The sequence below is a fragment of the Mesorhizobium sp. B1-1-5 genome, from assembly GCF_006443065.1.
Lineage (GTDB): Bacteria > Pseudomonadota > Alphaproteobacteria > Rhizobiales > Rhizobiaceae > Mesorhizobium.
In genome coordinates this window covers 1-16,975 of record NZ_VFWS01000110.1, presented here as the reverse complement: position 1 = coordinate 16,975, position 16,975 = coordinate 1, and the positions used below count along the sequence as shown (strand labels likewise).

20 protein-coding genes and 1 tRNA gene are annotated in these 16,975 nt (G+C 62.2%); 9 read left to right on the top strand and 12 right to left on the bottom strand.

Annotation, left to right across the window (positions count from 1 at the left end):
- Window positions 1–201: 201 nt before the first annotated feature.
- The 4 genes from FJ980_RS24200 to FJ980_RS24185 form a co-directional block, all read right to left on the bottom strand.
- Window positions 202–453, bottom strand: coding sequence for a hypothetical protein (locus FJ980_RS24200; RefSeq protein ID WP_246673181.1), 252 nt, complete (start codon window positions 451–453; stop codon window positions 202–204).
- Between the two features lie 497 nt (window positions 454–950).
- On the bottom strand, window positions 951–1,205 hold the full coding sequence (locus tag FJ980_RS24195) for a hypothetical protein (protein ID WP_140546243.1): 255 nt from the start codon (window positions 1,203–1,205) through the stop codon (window positions 951–953).
- A gap of 255 nt (window positions 1,206–1,460) precedes the next feature.
- Entirely contained in the window at window positions 1,461–1,889 is a 429-nt protein-coding gene (locus FJ980_RS24190) for a hypothetical protein (RefSeq protein ID WP_140546242.1), read from the bottom strand.
- A 47-nt stretch (window positions 1,890–1,936) separates the two neighbouring features.
- Window positions 1,937–2,021, bottom strand: a tRNA-Leu gene (locus FJ980_RS24185).
- Window positions 2,022–2,531: 510 nt separating this feature from the next.
- Here FJ980_RS24185 and FJ980_RS24180 point away from each other — a divergent pair.
- Together FJ980_RS24180 and FJ980_RS24175 are read left to right on the top strand one after the other, a co-directional pair.
- Window positions 2,532–2,990 carry a mobile mystery protein A gene (locus FJ980_RS24180; protein WP_140546241.1) on the top strand — a complete coding sequence of 153 codons (459 nt, stop codon included), beginning with the start codon at window positions 2,532–2,534 and terminating at the stop codon, window positions 2,988–2,990.
- Window positions 2,987–3,598: a mobile mystery protein B gene (locus FJ980_RS24175; protein ID WP_140546240.1), complete on the top strand. Its 612-nt coding sequence runs from the start codon at window positions 2,987–2,989 to the stop codon at window positions 3,596–3,598. Before FJ980_RS24180 ends, FJ980_RS24175 begins: the two co-directional genes overlap by 4 nt.
- Window positions 3,599–3,658: 60 nt before the next feature.
- Here the strand turns inward: FJ980_RS24175 and FJ980_RS24170 are convergent, their stop codons facing one another.
- The gene (locus tag FJ980_RS24170; protein ID WP_140546239.1) at window positions 3,659–4,237 is read right to left on the bottom strand and encodes an NUDIX domain-containing protein; all 579 of its coding nucleotides are present in this window, start codon (window positions 4,235–4,237) and stop codon (window positions 3,659–3,661) included.
- 188 nt (window positions 4,238–4,425) lie between these two features.
- On the opposite strand from FJ980_RS24170, the gene FJ980_RS24165 reads away from it, so the two are divergent.
- The 3 genes from FJ980_RS24165 (at window position 4,426) to FJ980_RS24155 (ending at window position 6,383) form a co-directional block, all read left to right on the top strand.
- Window positions 4,426–5,529: an NADH:flavin oxidoreductase/NADH oxidase gene (locus FJ980_RS24165; protein ID WP_140546238.1), complete on the top strand. Its 1,104-nt coding sequence runs from the start codon at window positions 4,426–4,428 to the stop codon at window positions 5,527–5,529.
- Between the two features lie 310 nt (window positions 5,530–5,839).
- On the top strand, window positions 5,840–6,118 hold the full coding sequence (locus tag FJ980_RS24160) for a DUF982 domain-containing protein (RefSeq protein WP_095765138.1): 279 nt from the start codon (window positions 5,840–5,842) through the stop codon (window positions 6,116–6,118).
- Window positions 6,119–6,143: 25 nt separating this feature from the next.
- Entirely contained in the window at window positions 6,144–6,383 is a 240-nt protein-coding gene (locus tag FJ980_RS24155; protein ID WP_095765137.1) for a DUF2188 domain-containing protein, read from the top strand.
- A 70-nt stretch (window positions 6,384–6,453) separates the two neighbouring features.
- Here FJ980_RS24155 and FJ980_RS24150 read toward each other — a convergent pair whose 3' ends face one another.
- The 3 genes from FJ980_RS24150 to FJ980_RS35500 all read right to left on the bottom strand — a co-directional run bounded on the left by FJ980_RS24150 (window position 6,454) and on the right by FJ980_RS35500 (window position 7,864).
- Window positions 6,454–6,726, bottom strand: a complete 273-nt coding sequence (locus FJ980_RS24150) for a hypothetical protein (RefSeq protein WP_140546237.1) — start codon at window positions 6,724–6,726, stop codon at window positions 6,454–6,456.
- 176 nt (window positions 6,727–6,902) lie between these two features.
- Window positions 6,903–7,217 (bottom strand): hypothetical protein, encoded by a 315-nt coding sequence (locus tag FJ980_RS35505; protein WP_246676535.1) that lies wholly within the window; start codon window positions 7,215–7,217, stop codon window positions 6,903–6,905.
- 164 nt (window positions 7,218–7,381) lie between these two features.
- Window positions 7,382–7,864, bottom strand: a complete 483-nt coding sequence (locus FJ980_RS35500) for an alpha/beta fold hydrolase (RefSeq protein WP_246676533.1) — start codon at window positions 7,862–7,864, stop codon at window positions 7,382–7,384.
- A 132-nt stretch (window positions 7,865–7,996) separates the two neighbouring features.
- On the opposite strand from FJ980_RS35500, the gene FJ980_RS24140 reads away from it, so the two are divergent.
- The 4 genes from FJ980_RS24140 (at window position 7,997) to FJ980_RS24125 (ending at window position 10,979) form a co-directional block, all read left to right on the top strand.
- Window positions 7,997–8,737, top strand: a complete 741-nt coding sequence (locus FJ980_RS24140; protein ID WP_140546236.1) for a competence/damage-inducible protein A — start codon at window positions 7,997–7,999, stop codon at window positions 8,735–8,737.
- Between the two features lie 80 nt (window positions 8,738–8,817).
- Window positions 8,818–9,651, top strand: a complete 834-nt coding sequence (locus tag FJ980_RS24135; protein ID WP_140546235.1) for a universal stress protein — start codon at window positions 8,818–8,820, stop codon at window positions 9,649–9,651.
- Between the two features lie 140 nt (window positions 9,652–9,791).
- Entirely contained in the window at window positions 9,792–10,292 is a 501-nt protein-coding gene (gene gpt / locus FJ980_RS24130; protein WP_095765134.1) for a xanthine phosphoribosyltransferase, read from the top strand.
- Between the two features lie 198 nt (window positions 10,293–10,490).
- Complete coding sequence (locus tag FJ980_RS24125; protein ID WP_140546234.1) at window positions 10,491–10,979, top strand: NUDIX hydrolase; 489 nt, start codon at window positions 10,491–10,493, stop codon at window positions 10,977–10,979.
- Between the two features lie 5 nt (window positions 10,980–10,984).
- On the opposite strand, the gene FJ980_RS24120 is transcribed toward FJ980_RS24125, so the two are convergent.
- The 4 genes from FJ980_RS24120 to FJ980_RS24105 form a co-directional block, all read right to left on the bottom strand.
- A complete protein-coding gene (locus FJ980_RS24120; RefSeq protein ID WP_246676531.1) occupies window positions 10,985–12,112 on the bottom strand; it encodes a hypothetical protein in 1,128 nt (375 codons plus the stop codon).
- Window positions 12,113–12,456: 344 nt separating this feature from the next.
- The gene (locus tag FJ980_RS24115) at window positions 12,457–14,262 is read right to left on the bottom strand and encodes an ABC transporter ATP-binding protein (protein WP_140546232.1); all 1,806 of its coding nucleotides are present in this window, start codon (window positions 14,260–14,262) and stop codon (window positions 12,457–12,459) included.
- Window positions 14,263–14,641: 379 nt separating this feature from the next.
- The gene (locus FJ980_RS24110; RefSeq protein WP_140546231.1) at window positions 14,642–15,055 is read right to left on the bottom strand and encodes a GNAT family N-acetyltransferase; all 414 of its coding nucleotides are present in this window, start codon (window positions 15,053–15,055) and stop codon (window positions 14,642–14,644) included.
- 19 nt (window positions 15,056–15,074) lie between these two features.
- The gene (locus FJ980_RS24105; RefSeq protein WP_140546230.1) at window positions 15,075–16,754 is read right to left on the bottom strand and encodes an NAD+ synthase; all 1,680 of its coding nucleotides are present in this window, start codon (window positions 16,752–16,754) and stop codon (window positions 15,075–15,077) included.
- Window positions 16,755–16,975: the final 221 nt, after the last annotated feature.

The following is a 16,975-nucleotide window of genomic DNA, read 5'->3' as shown; positions in this document are numbered from 1 at the left end:
CCCCGCTGGCATGCGTTGAAAATTCAGGTGGACGGCGCCGGAAGGGTGCGGGGGAATGGGTAGGGGCCTGATGGACGCCGGCCTCGGCGGATCGATCCGCCGCGGCGCAAACATTAGCGCTCCCAGGGCAGGCCGTAATAGCGTGATCGCGCCACTTTCCCACCGCCCTGCCCCGCCTAGCGGACATGCTTGGCTGAACAGTCAGGACCGGTCCGAAGCCCTCTTGCCTTCAGGCATGGCCTCGAGGCACTCCTCCAGCCGCCGCAGCCGGGCCTTTTGCCAGCGCAACGTGTGAGCGACCTCGTGCAGGTTCCATTTAGCCTTCGAATTGGCGGCCTCGATCAGCCCTCGTTCGAGCCGACCGATCTCGCGGCGCAGCTGCCGCGCCTCCTCCTCCCGCAGTCCCCTGATCCAGCCTGGCCCACGCATGGTTCCACCATCAAAGCCGGCCATAGACTCGCACACAAACGCTAATGGGATCAGTTCGGAGAAACTGGCATTTTAAATATCACTAATATTAAATCTGCGCCTGAGAACGGGCAGGACGGCGGCACAAAGTCCAGCCGATCCGAAACATGGCTTGACGGCTCATATCAGGCATCTGAAAAGGGCACGCCTGCGGACGTGGCGGAATTGGTAGACGCAAGGGACTTAAAAAAATGTCACCGCTGCCTTCAACAAAATCACTCACTTGCCACAAAATTAGGACCAAGCGATGGTTTGGTGCGCCGGCAAGTTTCGCTACCTCCAGTTGAGAGCATAACCTGCTGTTTCTTCTCAGTGTTTCGTATGCATAGAGTCAGTGTTTCGTATGCATAGAGGCGACCATCGCACACGCGCGACCTTTGCAGCGCGCAACGGATAATGTGGGAATTTCTGTGGGACAAATGCCACGAACTAGGCTGTGAACTCATAAACTCGGAACGCGACAGTTGGCAGCGGTTTGCCGACTACCGGATTCGGGATGGGACGTGGTCGATCACGCCGATTCCGTCCACATAGTGGATCAAGCCCGCTTCAGCGGTTTCGATCATGACGCCGGACGACAGAGTGCCGCCGCCGAGTATTTCGGTCGTGGGCATGTCCCAAGTCTTATAGCCTTCTGCAAACTCGCGGCTATCAAAATCGCAGACAATCAAGCCTCGCATCCCATCGGCGACTACCTCGTCGCCAACTTTCATCTTCTGCCCCGTCGCGTATTGCATCTGCTACCTCTTCACAGGTCCGTCTGCAGCGATAATGTCAGCCTTTCATCGCACTCGCGCAAGCCTGCGGCTTTCATGTAGCCGAAATCCTGGTTTCAACTCATTGCAGGGTCTCGCGTTGCCTCGCTACTTGCCGTGCCAACTTGTTGAAATCGCGCCGCTATGTTTCCTCCATTGAAGCGATCTTCCCACCCGATACCGAGGCCAACGAAAAGAGAAAATGCGGGAAATCTTGTGGGAACGCGCTTACTGCTGCTATTCGGCCGCTTCGTTTTCGGTGACCACGCGCTGAACCACCTCGGGGGACACATGCATGATGGTAATATCGAAAGCCCGATAAGCCTCATCTGGCGTAATGCCACGTTCGATTTCCGCCTTCGTCATGCCCTCCTTCAGTTGCTCGTTGCGCAGTTTGGTCAGGATTGATCCAAGCCCATGGTGATGGCCGAAACTCGGCGCGACGTATTCGCCTGAGGGCGTCCAGCCGCCGAAGTGCATCGCAACATGCACATCGTGGAGTTCCTCCGGATCAGACGCGCTAATCCTGACTAGCTCGTTGATAAGCTCCTCAATTGCAGCTTTGGTCATGTATGCGGTTACGCCCATGACATCCAATCGCAGCGCCAAGCTGTGCGGTCCGGCCAACATCTTTTTCGCTGGTTTTTTCGTTGGTCGCCTAGCCATGCTTAAACTGCCTCCGTGCCGTGATGCGTTTGATCCTATGGGAAGCATGGTGCGGGCGGCGGGACTTGAACCCGCATGGCCGAGGCCTCCGGATTTTAAGTCCGGTGTGTATACCAATTTCACCACGCCCGCAGTGCCCGCACATGTACGCGTGGTGTGGGATTTTGCAAAGAGCAAGGGAGCAGGCTCGCACACTTGATTGTGTGGGAAATATCGTGGGGATTTCCCACACATGTGGGAGAAAACCGGCCTTCACCATCAGCTCGAAGTCCCGGTTTTCCAGACTGTTGAGCGGGAAGCACCGCAGAAAAAAGGGACTTAAAATCCCTCGATCCCTGATCGTACGGGTTCGATTCCCGTCGTCCGCACCACCCCTTCGCTCTTCGACGAGTCCTCCGAAGCCGTGGCGAAGGAGGAGCTTCGGGTGGCAGGCCAAGCGAAGCTCCTTGGAGGAAGGAATGTCCTATGAAGCCTTGGCGTAGGAGGCCACCGCCGGCCAAGGTTTTCACTGCTAAGCGCACTCGCATCAGCCCCAGCAGCTGCAGGAAGCGCGTCTTGTCAATAAATACATTGACATAGTACGCTATATTGTATACATAAAGGTTTACACCGTCGCCGATATCGTCAACATGTGAGCTTACAATGAGTGTGAAACGCGCTGTACGCGAACAATACCAGGCCATTGTCGATTTTTCCCGCGGCAGCAATATTGAAACGCCTGCCGAAGGCTGGATTCGAACGGTACGCAAGGCCCTTGGCATGTCTGGCGCCCAGCTTGCCAAACGGATGGGCGTTACGCGAGCCCGCATCGCTCAGGCCGAGAAAGCCGAACTCCAAGGCGGCGTGACGTTGAAATCTATGAAGGCAACCGCTGAGGCCATGGGTTGCAAGTTCGTCTATGCCTTCGAGCCGCCCGTCGCGGTCGATAACATAATCATGGCTCAAGCCCGAAAAAAGGCAGAGGCTATCGTCACCGCTGCCGGCAAGCACATGGCGCTTGAGAACCAGGCCGTTTCGGACAGTGGCACTAAGCATGAGATCGCTCGCATTGTGAACGAGCTGATCTATGAAATGCCTCCAGACTTTTGGGAGGACAAGTGACGATCAAGCTCGAATATCCTGAAGGAGCAACGCCCCTCGATCCCAACGAGATCGGCGGGCTGCGGCACAAACATCTCACCACGCAAGGTCAACTGGACGAGCTTGAGCACGCCAATATTACCTCAGGGTTTCGCTGGCTCGCGCGCACGCGGCGGAGTGACATCCTCACCGACGATTTTGCGGTAGAGCTTCATCGACGCCTGTTTGGCGATGTGTGGGATTGGGCAGGGAGTTTTCGAAAGACGGGAAAAAACATTGGTGTCGACCCGGTGCAGATCGGCGTTCAATTGCGCGGTCTGATGGACGACGCCCAATATTGGGCGGATCACAAAACCTACCCGCCAATCGAAGCCGCCGTGCGCCTGCATCACCGGATGGTGTTCATTCATCCGTTTCCGAATGGCAATGGCCGCCACGCGCGCATTATGGCGGATGTCGTTCTCGACAAAATCTACGGGACCGCCCCTATCGACTGGACTGCGGGCTCAGATCTTCAAAAAATGAACGAACGACGTGTCGCGTACATCGCGGCGTTGAAAGCGGCGGACGCCCACGATATCGGCCCGTTGTTCGCCTTTGTTGGTCTGGCCCCAGTTGCCGCCCAATAACCGCCGTCGGAAAGACAACCACTTTTGTTGTCCTATGGCGCAACCAGCGCCCTCGTTTTCTCAACCCATCATCGGGTTGAGCTTCAAATGCTGGATCAAGATGATCGTCTTGGCGTCGACGATGCGGCCGTCGGCGATGCCGGCCAGCGCCTCGTCCAAGGGCATTTCCAGAACCTCGATGTCCTCGCCCTCCTCCGGCGCGCCGCCGCCGTCGGAAATGCGGTCGGCCGGCGAATAGCGCGCGGTGAAGAACCAGAGCCGTTCCGTCACGCTGCCCGGGCTCATGAACGGCGAAAACAGCCGCTCGACATCCTTCAGGTGATAACCCAGTTCCTCTTCCGCCTCCTTGCGAATGGCGGTTTCGGGATCGTTCTCGTCGAGCAAGCCGGCGCAGGCCTCGATCAGCGGCTCGTGGTGGCCTACAGCGTAAGCCGGGAAGCGGAATTGACGCACCAAGAGGACGGTCGAGCGCTGCGGATCGAAGGGCAGGATCACCGCGCCGTCGCCGCGGTCGTAGGTCTGGCGGGTCTGCGTCTCCCATCGCCCGTCGCGGCGGCGATAGTCGAGCACCGTCTTCTTCAGCACCGCCCAGTCGTCCGAAAGGACCTCCTGCGAACGGATGCGAATGCGATCTTCCATGACGACCTCCGTATTGGTCGCAAAGGCGTAGCGATGAAAGGTGTCGCAGGCAATCCAGGAAACCGACTGGCCTGGACTCCGACTGGCCTCGAAACCGATTGGTCCAGCGGGGAGTCTCACCGGCTCGTGTCTGGCGCGCCGCGCCGCGACTGCCTAGATAGCGGTATCTCTCCAGGAGCCCGTTTCACATGACGTCATCGCTTTTCCAGCCGATCACCCTCGGCGGCCTCACCTTCCCCAACCGCATCGCGGTTGCCCCCATGTGCCAGTATTCGGCCGAGGACGGCTCGGCCAGCGACTGGCATCTCCATCATTGGATGAACCTGGCAATGTCGGGCGCCGGCATGGTGACCGTCGAGATGACCGATGTCGAGCGGCGCGGGCGCATCTCGCATGGCTGCCTTGGCCTCTATTCGGACGACAACGAGGCGGCCGCGAAGCGCACGCTCGACGCCGCCAGGCGCGTCGCCGCGCCCGGCACGAAGTTCGGTGTCCAGCTTGCCCATGCCGGCCGCAAGGCCTCCAACCGCAAACCCTGGGAAGGCGGCGGTCCGCTGCAGCCGGGCGAAGATCCTTGGCAGACGGTTTCGGCCTCGGCCATCGCTTACGACACCGGCTGGAACGTGCCGCATGCGTTGGAGGAGGACGAAATCCTGGAGCTCATTGCACGTTTTGCGCAGGCGGCCGTGCGCGCCGAACGCGCCGGCTTCGAGTTTGCCGAACTGCACGCCGCGCATGGCTATCTGATCTTCCAGTTCCTCTCGCCGCTCTCCAACCAGCGTACCGACCGTTGGGGCGGGTCGCTGGAAAACCGCATGCGCTTCGCTCTCGAAATCGCCAGGGCGGTGAGGAAGACCGCCCCGTCCATGATGCTGGGGGCGCGCCTTTCGGTTAAGGAATGGGTCGAAGGCGGTTTCGACATCGAGGACGCGATCGAGGTGGCCAAGGCGCTGAAGGCCGAGGGCATTGCCTATATCTGCTGCTCCAGCGGCGGCAATTCGCCCCTGCAGCAGGTGCCGCCCGGCCCCGGCTACCAGGTGCATCTGGCGGAGGCCGTGCGCAACGGCGCCGGCATTCCAACGCGCGCCGTGGGGCTGATCGACGATCCGAGCCAGGCGGAGGCAATCGTCGCCGACGGCCGTGCCGACATGGTGGCGCTGGCGCGCGCATTCCTCGCCGACCCACGCTGGGGCTGGCGCGCGGCCGCCGCCTTCGGCGAGGAAATCCATCCGGCGCCGCAGCTGGCACGTTCGGTGACGACGATGCGGCATTGGATGAAAGCCGCCGGCTAGGGTTTGTTGAGATTCAGGTCAGGCCGAGCCGAGAACGATGGTTTCCGAGAACCGGAGCGGAGCGTACTTAAGTACGTGAGCACCGGAAGCGCAGGAAAACCATCGTTCGCAGGCCGGCATCACCTGAATGTCAACGCAGCCTCGAGCAATTTCAAGAAAAGTGTGACACGGTCAGGCTCGGCGGCTTCGCCGTGGCCTTCCGTCCGCAATTGCGTCAAAACAGAACCGGGAATCGGCACAGTCCTGAGACGTTTGGGCGCAGGATCATCGCCACAACTGCAACCAATTTGGCCGCTTTACGTTGGCGGCCATGATGGACAACAAACCCTTTGAAAAACCGGTGGTGGTCGAGCTCGGCCATGTCGGCAAATACCGCCAGATAAGCAGCACCCGCGAAGCTGCCGAGTGCCTGATGACCGTTTGGCCGCTCAATCGCGGCGATCGCCATCGTTATGCTCTCGACACTTGCCTCAAAGCGCTGGAAGGTTATCGTTCGACAGCGGACGCGCGTCGCGCCCTTGTCGAGGCGGCCAGGGAATCGGAAGTTCTGGTTCCCGAAGATAGGCTGCCCGACGGAAAGCTGCACTGAGCATGCTTCTTAACCGGAGGATTCCATGGCGAAGCTGACTTACAAGATCGTCGAGCATGATGGCGGCTGGGCCTACAAGGTCGGCTCGACATTTTCCGAGACTTTCCGCACGCACCAGGAAGCGCTGCGCGCCGCCGAGATCGCCTCGTCCGAGCAGCAGGTTGCCGGCACCACCGACGGCATCCAATATGAGGACGCCGAAGGCACGTGGCACGACGAACTCGCCGACGGCCGCGACCGCCCGCAAACCGAAGTCTCCGACTAAGCGAGTTGCAACCGCCCCGCGACCGGCGAAGCCGGAAGGCCTCACACCGGCCGACGGTGGCTATGCGGCGCTACTTACCGCAGTAATGATCGTTGACGTTCTGTTGCGAGTTGGCATCCGGACCGGGTGTGTTGTGGGCGCACGGCCCCATGCCACCGGTATGGCCATAGGTGGTCAGCCCGGAGCCGCCATTGATGCTGCCTGTGGTATAGGGATCTACCTGCTGGCTCGTGTCGGGACGATGGTCGCGGTGCCACCACCACCAGTCATCGGACGACTGCGCCATGGCTGCGCCACCCATGGCCAGCACCAGCGCCGAAGCTGCAATGAGTCTTGTAATCATTGGATTCTCCATTCTCTTGATCGCCAGAAAATCGGGCACCAAGGCCCTGGCGACACCATCGAAACCCTGGGTTGGGTGCGAAGGTTCCGCTGGAAATTCCGGGTGGGACAGAATGTCCGACACATTTGCGTGACGCCGCGTGAAGAGCCGCGAGCCCCCGCCAAGGTCAATTGCGGTCAATGCGCGAAAGCGCGCGCGGCGATACGCTGGACGAAGGCGACGACCCGTTCAGGATCCGAAAATTGCGGCATGTGGCCCAGGCCTTCGATCCGCTCAAAGTCGAGGCCCTCGATCTTGTCCAGCATCGGTTCGCCGTGCACGGCCTCGGCGATCACTCGGTCGCCGGTGCCGAACAGAATGCCTGCCGGCATCGCTATTTCGCGGTAAGACCGTTCGATTTCGCCAAGATCCCGTTCCACGGCCACGACATCGGTGGACGTGGCGAAATAGTGGGACGGACGCAGCCCAAGCCATCCGCCGCCGCCGATCATGTAGTCGGCCGGAACCGCTTGCGGCGCGAAAATGAACCGCAGCGTCGGCTGCGCGTAACGGAGGCTGAGCGGTATCGCCACCGTGTGGGCCAGGACGCGGCGCAGCAGCCGTGACGGAACATAGAGCAGGTCAAATCCCTGACGCCCCCTCGCTTCCTGATGCGTCAGCGGCGAGAGCAGCGCAACGCCGGAAATCGCTGTCGGATGCCCGATCGCCAGCGCAAGCGCGATGGCCCGCCGAGCGAATGGCCGACGACCAAAGGCCGTTCCAGGCGCAATTCGTCGATGAAGCGCCGCACGATGTCAGCCTGCTCGGGCAGCCGGCCGGTGGCCCCGCTTGCCCGAACTGAATAGCCCGAGCCCGGCCGGTCGAGGGCGATCAGCCGGTAGCCAGGACCGAAGCGGCCGAACAGCGTCTGGCGGAAGTGGTGGAGTTGAGCGCCCAGCCCGTGCACAAAGACGATCGGCCTGCCGTCGCCCTCTTCCACATAGTGGATGCGCTTGCCGTCGATCTCGACGAATTTGCCGCAAGCCGGCACCAGTCTTTCGGCCTTTGCCGCGATCCGCCAGGTCGCAACCGTCACGGCGATCACGGCAAGCGCCGCCGCGACGAGCAAGCCGGCGAGCAACCACAAGACAAACGACATCAGCATGTTTTCACCCCAAGCCGACCGACCGCACCATATCCGCAACGGCCGCCGCCACAAGGATCCGGCTTTCGCATTGCGGCCGGCCGCGGGCCGCGTTATCTCAGGCGACCTTTGCTGCCGGAGCCCGCCATGCCTGAAATCGTCACCGCCGCCATGCTCGTCATCGGCGACGAAATCCTCTCCGGCCGCACCAAGGACAAGAACATCGGCCATCTCGCCGATATCATGACGGCGATCGGCATCGACCTGAAAGAAGTGCGCATCGTCCCCGACGAGGAGGAGGAGATCGTTGCGGCGGTGAATGCCGTGCGTGCCCGCTATACCTACGTCTTTACCACCGGCGGCATCGGCCCGACGCATGACGACATCACCGCCGACTCCATCGCCAAGGCCTTCGGCGTGCCTTGCGAATACGACGCCAAGGCCTATGCGCTGCTCGAAGCAAGCTATGCCGGGCGCGGCATCGAGTTCACCGAAGCGCGCAAGCGCATGGCGCGCATGCCGCGCGGCGCCGACCATATCGACAATCCCGTCTCGGTCGCGCCGGGCTTCCGCATCGGCAACGTCCACGTCATGGCCGGCGTACCGTCGATCTTCCAGGCCATGCTCGACAATGTGGTGCCGACGCTCAAGGCCGGCACCAAAATGCTGTCGGCCGCGGTGCACTGCCCCTTCGGCGAGGGCCTGATCGGTGGGCCGCTGGCCGAGATCCAGAAGGCGCATCCAGGCACCATCATCGGCTCTTATCCCAAATATGGCGACGGCAAGTTCTGGACCGAGCTCGTCGTCCGCGCCCGCAGCGAGGAAGCGCTCGAGGCCGCGCGCAAGGACGTCGAGGCGATGGTGGCGGGCTTGGCCAAGGCAGGCTGATCCGCGGCTGGAACCAGTCAATGCGCTGAGGCGTTCCCTTGCCGCGCGGATGCGCGGGGCAAACAATTGAGGGACCAGCCATGCGCTTCAAGACGATCGTGGCCATTTTGCAGAACGAACAGGACGCCGAGCGCGTGCTCGATTGCGCCCTTCCGCTTGCCGAAAGATTCGAGAGCCATCTCGTCGGCATCCATGCCGAGGCGCTTCCCGTGCCCTACACATCGGCCACGGGCTTTCCCGATACCGAATTCCTGCAGGTCTCGGCCGAGATGAACAAGGAGCGCGCCGACAAGTTACACGCCTATTTCCTGAAGCGGATCGAGGAATCCGGCCTCTCCTTCGAATGGCGAAGCCTGGAGAGCTTTTCCGGCGACAGCGCGCTGACCGGCATATCGAGCGTGCGCGCCGCCGATCTGATCATCGCCGCTCAGCGTGACACCGGCGGCGATCCGAGCGCCGATGTCGACACGCTGGTCTACGATGCCGGCCGGCCGGTGCTGGTCGTGCCGCATGACGGCCCGCTGGTGACAACCTTCAGGCGTGTGTTGCTGGCCTGGAACGGCAGCAAGGAAGCGGCACGCGCGGCCTTCGACGCCCTGCCCTTCATTGCCGAGGCCGACAAGACCGACATTCTCGTCATCGATCCGCCCGAGAGCCTGGACGAATCCCCCGAGGCAGCCGGCGCCGAGATCGCGGCCGCCCTGTCGCGCCACGGCGCCAATGTCAGCGTCTCGGTGCAGAAGTCGGATGGCTCGGCAATCGACGACATCATCCAGTCGAGGATGGCCGAATCCGGCACCGACCTGCTCGTGCTCGGCGCCTACAGCCACTCCTGGCTGCGCCAGCTCCTGTTCGGCGGCGTTACCCGCACGGTACTGCGCAGCACGAATGTAGCCGCTTTCCTGTCGCGGTGACGCCGGAGCAATTCCGGGAAAAAGCGTGACAGGGGACGTCCACCCGCTGTCCCTTGCCAAGAGCAAGGCTTTCCAGCTAATTCCGCCTGCATTCCATTGTTTCTGCGCGCTGATGGTGCGCGCTTGCGGAGTGCGCGAACATGTCCCTTCCCGAAAAAGCCTTCCCCGTCTCCTGGGACCAGTTCCACCGCGACGCCCGCGCGCTTTCCTGGCGGCTGTCCGGCGCCAACAAGGGACAATGGAAGGCGATCGTCTGCATCACGCGCGGCGGCCTGGTGCCCGCCGCCATCATCGCGCGCGAGCTCGGCATCCGCGTCATCGAGACGGTGTGCGTCGCCTCCTATCATGACTACACCAGCCAGGGTCAATTGCAGGTCCTGAAGGAGATTTCGCCTCCGCTGCTCGCCGATGACGGGGCCGGCGTGCTGATCATCGACGACCTGACCGATACCGGCAAGACGGCCGGCATAGTGCGCGCGATGATGCCGAAGGCGCATTTCGCGACGGTCTATGCCAAGCCGAAGGGCCGTCCGCTGGTCGACACGTTCGTCACTGAAGTCAGTCAGGACACCTGGATCTACTTCCCATGGGACATGGGCTTCACTTACCAGAAGCCGATCGCGGACGATCACGCCGGCTGAACGGCCATCTTATTCTCCAGAGAATCTGCCTTAAACCTGGGTCGTGTAGTCGTGCCAACGAGCACGACTACTTTGCAGGATTGACTTTTTCTGGTGAGATTTTCCGACAGAGTGAAGTTTTTTACTTTTAAAGCCCACAATTCGCCGTAAGATTCGTAAGATGGCAAATGATTCTGGAGGCTGGGGCAGCTTCTTACCATGTTGACGAGGCCGACGACGCACAACCTGATGGCCGAAAGAGTCCGGCGGCTCTTTGGCGTCGCGCCTTGTCGCCTTCAGGTTGCCGCCTTGCCTTGGCGCGAGAGCGAGAACGGCGTCGAGATCATGCTGATCACCAGCCGCGACACCGGTCGCTGGGTGCTGCCCAAGGGTTGGCCCGAAGCCAGGGAGCCGCTTTGCGAAGCCGCCGCTCGCGAAGCAGGCGAGGAAGCCGGACTGCGCGGCTCCATATCGCATGTTGAAGCCGGCCGCTATTTCTATGCCAAGGTCCTCGCCTCCGGCGAGGAAGTGCCTTGCGAGGTACTGGTCTTTCCGCTGCATGTCGACCGCGTCGCGGATCGCTGGAAAGAGAAGCGCGCGCGAACGCGCAAATGGGTTGGCCCGAACGAAGCCATCCGGATGGTCAACGAACCCGACCTTTGCCAGATCATTGCCGGCTTCTGCGCCGCGCCGCGCAAGTTCGCCTGACCCGGTCAGGCACGGCCAAAATCGTCGGAACTGAGCCGGGTCCAGCGATCGCCCATCAACCCGCCGATGAAAATGTCGCCGGAGCGGACCGCTTCGGTGACCTCGGCGATGCGCGAGCGGACCATCGTGCCCCCGGCATAGCGGAAGAAGACGTCCTTGTGGCCGAAGAGTTGCGGCATGAACCGGTTCTGCGTCTGCCCGGTGATGCCGACGCAACCCATCTCCCGCGCAGCCGCGATGAGGCCCTCCAGCGTCACGCCCCAATGGGATCCGGATGCCTGGATTTGCAACAGGTTCGCGATGCAGCCAGCCTGGCCGTAGAAGGCGTAGCAGCCCAGCATCCTGCCCGTTTCGTCGTAAGTCCCGCCGAAATGAAGTGGCCCGTCGGCTCGTTTCTCGGCCGCCAGCGCGAGCAGCCGCGGCAACTCCCCGTCCGTCCAACTCGGCCGAAGGGAGTAATCGGTCATGAGGGCAGGCAGTTGCTCCGCAAATTGGGTCGCATCGATCGGCTCCCGGTGGATCCGTTGGGACGACGAATGCTGGGCCGATGGCTCGAACCTTCTTCTTGCAAGAGCGTCGAACGCTCTCGCGCAAGGATCGAGCGCCAGGCGAGGCAGCCCGGGCCATTTACGGCGCAGCACGGCGGCGGCCATGGCGCCCGGCCGGAAAATACAGGTCCATTCCAGGCAATGCACCGGCAGCAGCTGATACTTCATCGGGCGCGCGAAGGCCAAGGATGTCCGGTTGGCGGAATCGGTCAGGTATAGATCGAATTCGCCTTGATGCAGGGCACGCAGCAATTGCGGGCCGGCCCAACCGTGATCGGTGCTGGAGTCGGTCATGAAGGGACCGATGATGGCCGCGCTCAATGCCCTTCCATTGAGCTCATAGCGGGCTTTCAGAACGCCCATGAAGCCACCCAAGCGGCCCTGCGGATTGATTTGGACAAGAGCCTTGCTCTCATCCCCGTTCAGGTAAAGCCCCCTCATATAGTCCGCCGTCTGCACGATCGCGCGATCGCGCTGGCGGCGACGATGACGAAACTTCATCAGGAACAGCGCGGCGACCTGCTCGAGATCGCCGGCGGCTAAAGGCCGAACCGAGCCATGCTGGGATTCCAGCGGCGCAACCACCTGTCCCGGAACCGCTTTTGCGGAGACAAGATTCATTATGATTGCCTATACGAAAGCGCTAAAGGCGGCCGTGCTTCCCAAAGGAAATCTCCATCCGGTCGGCTTCCCTGCAAAAATCTCCAAGAGGCCTTCTGCCATATCTGATTTTCTTTTCTGTAAATACATTTAAATCATTGTTTGAACGTACGTGAATAGCTAAAAACTAAAATATAATTTCCTAAAAATCTCAATATATATAAAGTAATTTGAAAAACATATTGAACCCCTTTAACCGCATGCCGGGAGAGCGGTTGCAACCGCGTTGCGGCTGATGACGCCCGCCAAGCCGGGCGCCATCGCTTTCCTCAGGCGACGAGGCCCTTGGTCAGCTCGAGCGCCTGACGCTCGAACAGCCGCCGGTAGATGCCGCCGTTCAGCCGGATCAGGTCGTCGTGCGAACCTTCCTCGGCGATACGCCCGCGATCGAAGACCAGCAGCCGGTCGAGCGCGCGCACCGTCGAGAGCCGGTGCGCGATCACCAGGGTCGTGCGCCCGACCATCAATCGCTCCATCGCCTTCTGGATCAGGACTTCCGATTCCGAATCGAGGCTCGATGTCGCCTCGTCCAGGATCAGGATGCGCGCGTCGGCCAGGAAGGCGCGGGCGATCGCCACGCGCTGGCGCTCGCCGCCCGACAACTTCACGCCACGCTCGCCGACCAGGGTTCCATAGCCCTTGGGCAGGCTGGTGATGAAATCATGAGCGCTCGCGAGCCTGGCCGCATGCTCGATCTCGGCCTGGCTGGCGCCGGGCCTGGCATAGGCAATGTTCTCGGCGAGCGACCGGTGGAACAGGATCGGCTCCTGCTGGACGATGGCGATCTGGCTGCGCAACGAAGCCTGCTCGACCTGCGAGATGTCCTGCCCGTCGATCAGAATCCGCCCGGCATTCACATCATAGAGCCGCTGGATCAGCTTGACGAACGTCGTCTTGCCCGAGCCCGAATGCCCGACCAGTCCGATGCGCTCGCCGGCCGCGATATCGACTGAGAAATCGCGGTAAAGCGGCAGAAGGTGGGTGCCGTAGTGGAACGTCACCTTGTCGAAGGCGATGTGCCCGTCGCTGATCCGGATCGGGCGAGCGCCGGGCCGGTCCTCTATGCCGAGCGGCTCGGACTGGAAGTCGACCAGTTCCTCCATGTCGTTGATCGAGCGCTGCAGGTTGCGGATATGCGTGCCGATGTCGCGCAGATAGCCCTGCAGCACGAAGAACGAGGTCAGCACGAAGGCGACGTCGCCGGCGCTCGCCTGGCCCCAGGCCCACAACATGAGGGCAAGACCGATCACCGCCGCCCGCATCAGCAGCAGCAGCGCTCCTTGCGTGGTGCCGTTGGCGGTGCCGCGCATCCAGGTGCGGCCGGTGCGCAGGCGCCATTTGGCGACGACGCGCGCCAGCCGCGCTTCCTCGCGAGCCTCCGCGCCGAAGCCCTTGACGACGGCGTTGCAGCTCACCGCGTCCGCCAGCGAGCCGCCCAGCCGCGTGTCCCAGCTGTTGGCGAGCCGTGCGGCAGGCGCGACATAGCCGAGCGACAGCATCGCCGTGAGGGCGATGAACAGCACCGAACCGGCGGCCACCACGGCCCCCATCAACGGCCAGAACCAGCCAAGCAGCAGTGTCGAACCCACGAGCATGACGACCGACGGCAGCAGCGCGATCAGGATCGTGTCGTTGAGCAGGTCCAGCGCCCACATGCCGCGCGTTATCTTGCGCACCGTCGATCCGGCAAAGCTGTTGGCGTGCCAGTCCGTCGAGAAGCGCTGCACCCGATGGAAGGCATCGGCGGCGATGTCCGACATCATCTTCAGCGTCAACTCGACGATACACAGGAACGCGACATTGCGCAGCACGACGCCAGCCAGCGCCAGCGCCATCAAGGTCGAGAACGCCGTCATCGCTGCATTCCAGGCGACTGCGTCGGTTCCGGCGCCGCTGGCGACGGCATCGACCAGGCGGCCGGAGTAGAAGGGTGTCAGCACGTCGGCGAGCGTCGAGAGCAGGAAGGCGCCCATGATGAGCGAAAGCCGCCACGGCTGGTGGCGCCAGTGGCTGAACGTGAAGCCAAGCACGCTGCGAAAGGCGCTTGCGCGCAGGTCGATCTTGAAACGAGCCATGATGTCATACGGGCGCAAACGAGCCCGGTCCCGGTAAAAATCGAATTGGAAAACCCGCGACCGCGCCTTGCGGCGACCCTGAAAGCGGGAGGTTCAGTATGGTAGGTCACCTGCCCTGAGGCGGCGACCGGCAGCGGCAAATGCCTGTTCCGCGTCCGGCTCTCCGAGAAACCCTCGGAGCGCCGGCGCCGACCTAGGCCTCGCGGCCTCGCATAACGATGTCAAATCCTGCCATACGGTCCTCCCGGAAGGGAATCGCGGAAAGGTTGTTATAGGCAGGCATCAGCCGATCGCCAAGTCGGCCCGTCGCCAAAACGACATCTGGTCCAAGCACTGCGACGAATTTGCAACAACGGCGGGTTGTGCGGGCATTGGCCAGTCAGGCTGTCGGCTTGCGATCCAGCCGCATGTAGCGCCCGTCGGTCGACGCCTTGAACCCAAACTTCTCGTAGAGGCTGTGGGCATCGTTGGTCGAAAGGCTCCAATGCGTCACCATCCCGACCTCCGGGTGATCGATCAGCGCCTGGACGAGCCGCTTGCCGATCCCCTGTCCGCGATGTTCCGGCCAGATGATGACGTCGGCAACGTAGGCAAAGACGGTGTAGTCGGTGATCGCGCGGGCAAAGCCGACTTGCCTGCCGTCAAGATAGGCGCCGACGCAAAGCGAGTTGTCGAAGGCGCGACGGTGGGCCTCGTCGGTTCTGGATGCGCCCCAATAGCTTTGCATGAGCTGGTCGGAGGTTGCCCGGAAATCGATCCGCGACAGGTCGAAACTGATTTCAACATCCTGCATGCGCGCGCAATCTCGCGGACTAGCCGCGGTCCCGGAACCGGTTGGTGATCGGATAACGGCGGTCGCGGCCGAAATTCTTCCGTGTGATCTTCACGCCGGGCGCCGCCTGGCGGCGCTTGTATTCGGCGATGTAGAGCAGGTGCTCGACGCGCGTCACCGTCGCTCGGTCGTGGCCGCGTGCGACGATGTCGTCGACGCCCATCTCGTTCTCCACCAGGCATTCCAGAATGTCGTCCAGCACCGGATAGGGCGGCAGCGAATCCTGGTCGGTCTGGTTCTCGCGCAGCTCCGCCGACGGCGCCTTGTCGATGATGTTGTTGGGGATCACTTCGCCTGACGGTCCGAGCGCACCCGGCGGCACATGGTTGTTGCGCCAGCGCGACAGCGCGTAGACCTGCATCTTGTAGAGATCCTTGATCGGGTTGAAGCCGCCATTCATGTCGCCGTAGAGCGTGGCGTAGCCGACCGACATCTCGCTCTTATTGCCGGTGGTGACCACCATCGAGCCGAACTTGTTGGAGATCGCCATCAGGATCGTGCCGCGGGCGCGGCTCTGCAGGTTTTCCTCGGTTATGCCTTCCTGGGTGCCTTCGAAGAGCTGGGTCAGCGCGTGCCTGAAGCCTTCGACCGGCTCGGAGATCGGCACGATGTCATAGCGACAGCCAAGCGCGCGCGCGCAGTCCTCGGCGTCCTTCAGCGAATCCTTCGACGTATAGCGGTAGGGCATCATGACGGTGCGCAGCCGCTCTTCGCCCAGCGCATCGACGGCCAAAGCCGCGCAGATCGCCGAGTCGATGCCGCCGGAGAGGCCGAGCACGACGTTCTTGAAACCGTTCTTGTTGACGTAGTCGCGCAGACCCAGCATGCAGGCCCGGTAGTCGGCCTCTTCACGCTCGGGGATCTTCGACATCGGGCCTTCCGAGCAGACCCAATGATCGCCTTTCCGTTTCCAGGTGGTGACGGCGACCGCCTCCTCGAACTGGCTCATCTGAAAGGCCAGCGTCTTGTCGGCCCCGATGGCGAACGAGGCGCCGTCGAAGATCAGCTCGTCCTGGCCGCCGAGCTGGTTGGCATAGATCATCGGCAGGCCGGTCTCGATGACCTGGCGGATGACGACCTGGTGGCGGACGTCGATCTTGGCGCGATAGTAGGGAGAGCCGTTCGGCACCAGCAGGATCTCGGCGCCGCTTTCGGCCAGCGTCTCGCACACGGCGACGTCGCCCCAGATGTCCTCGCAGATCGGAATGCCGATGCGCACGCTGCGGAAATTCACCGGACCCTGCAGCTCCGGTCCGGCCTGGAAGACGCGCTTCTCGTCGAACTCGCCATAATTCGGCAGGTCGAGCTTGTAGCGCTCGGCGATGATCTTGCCGCCGTCGGCGAAGACGATCGAGTTATGCGTGCCGGTCCGGCGCTTCAGCGGCGTGCCGACGATGACGCCCGGCCCGCCATCGGCGGTGTCCTCGGCGAGGTCCTGCGCCGCCTTCTCGCAAGCCTTCAGGAAGGAAGGCTTCAGCACCAGGTCTTCCGGCGGATAGCCGGCGAGGAAGAGCTCGGTGTAGAGCACCAGATCGGCGCCCTGGCGCGCCGCGTCCGCCCTCGCCTCGCGCGCCTTTGCCAGATTGCCGGCGACGTCGCCGACGGTCGGGTTGAGCTGGGCGACGGCGATGCGCAGGATATCGGGAGCGGTCTTGGTCATGGTACGGATTTAGCGTGGCTGAAATCGCCCCGCAATGGCGTTTGGTTGTGCCACTTAGGATCGATCGAAGATCGTATCCAGACTAATCGGCGGAGCCGATTATGTTCCTGATCGATCGACCGACGTCGATCGTATCCGGCTCGCCTAGTGGCACTGCACACGGATTTGACCGGTCGGTTCTGTTTGCGTTGGCAGGCGGCACGCGTTGGAGATTGGCCGAA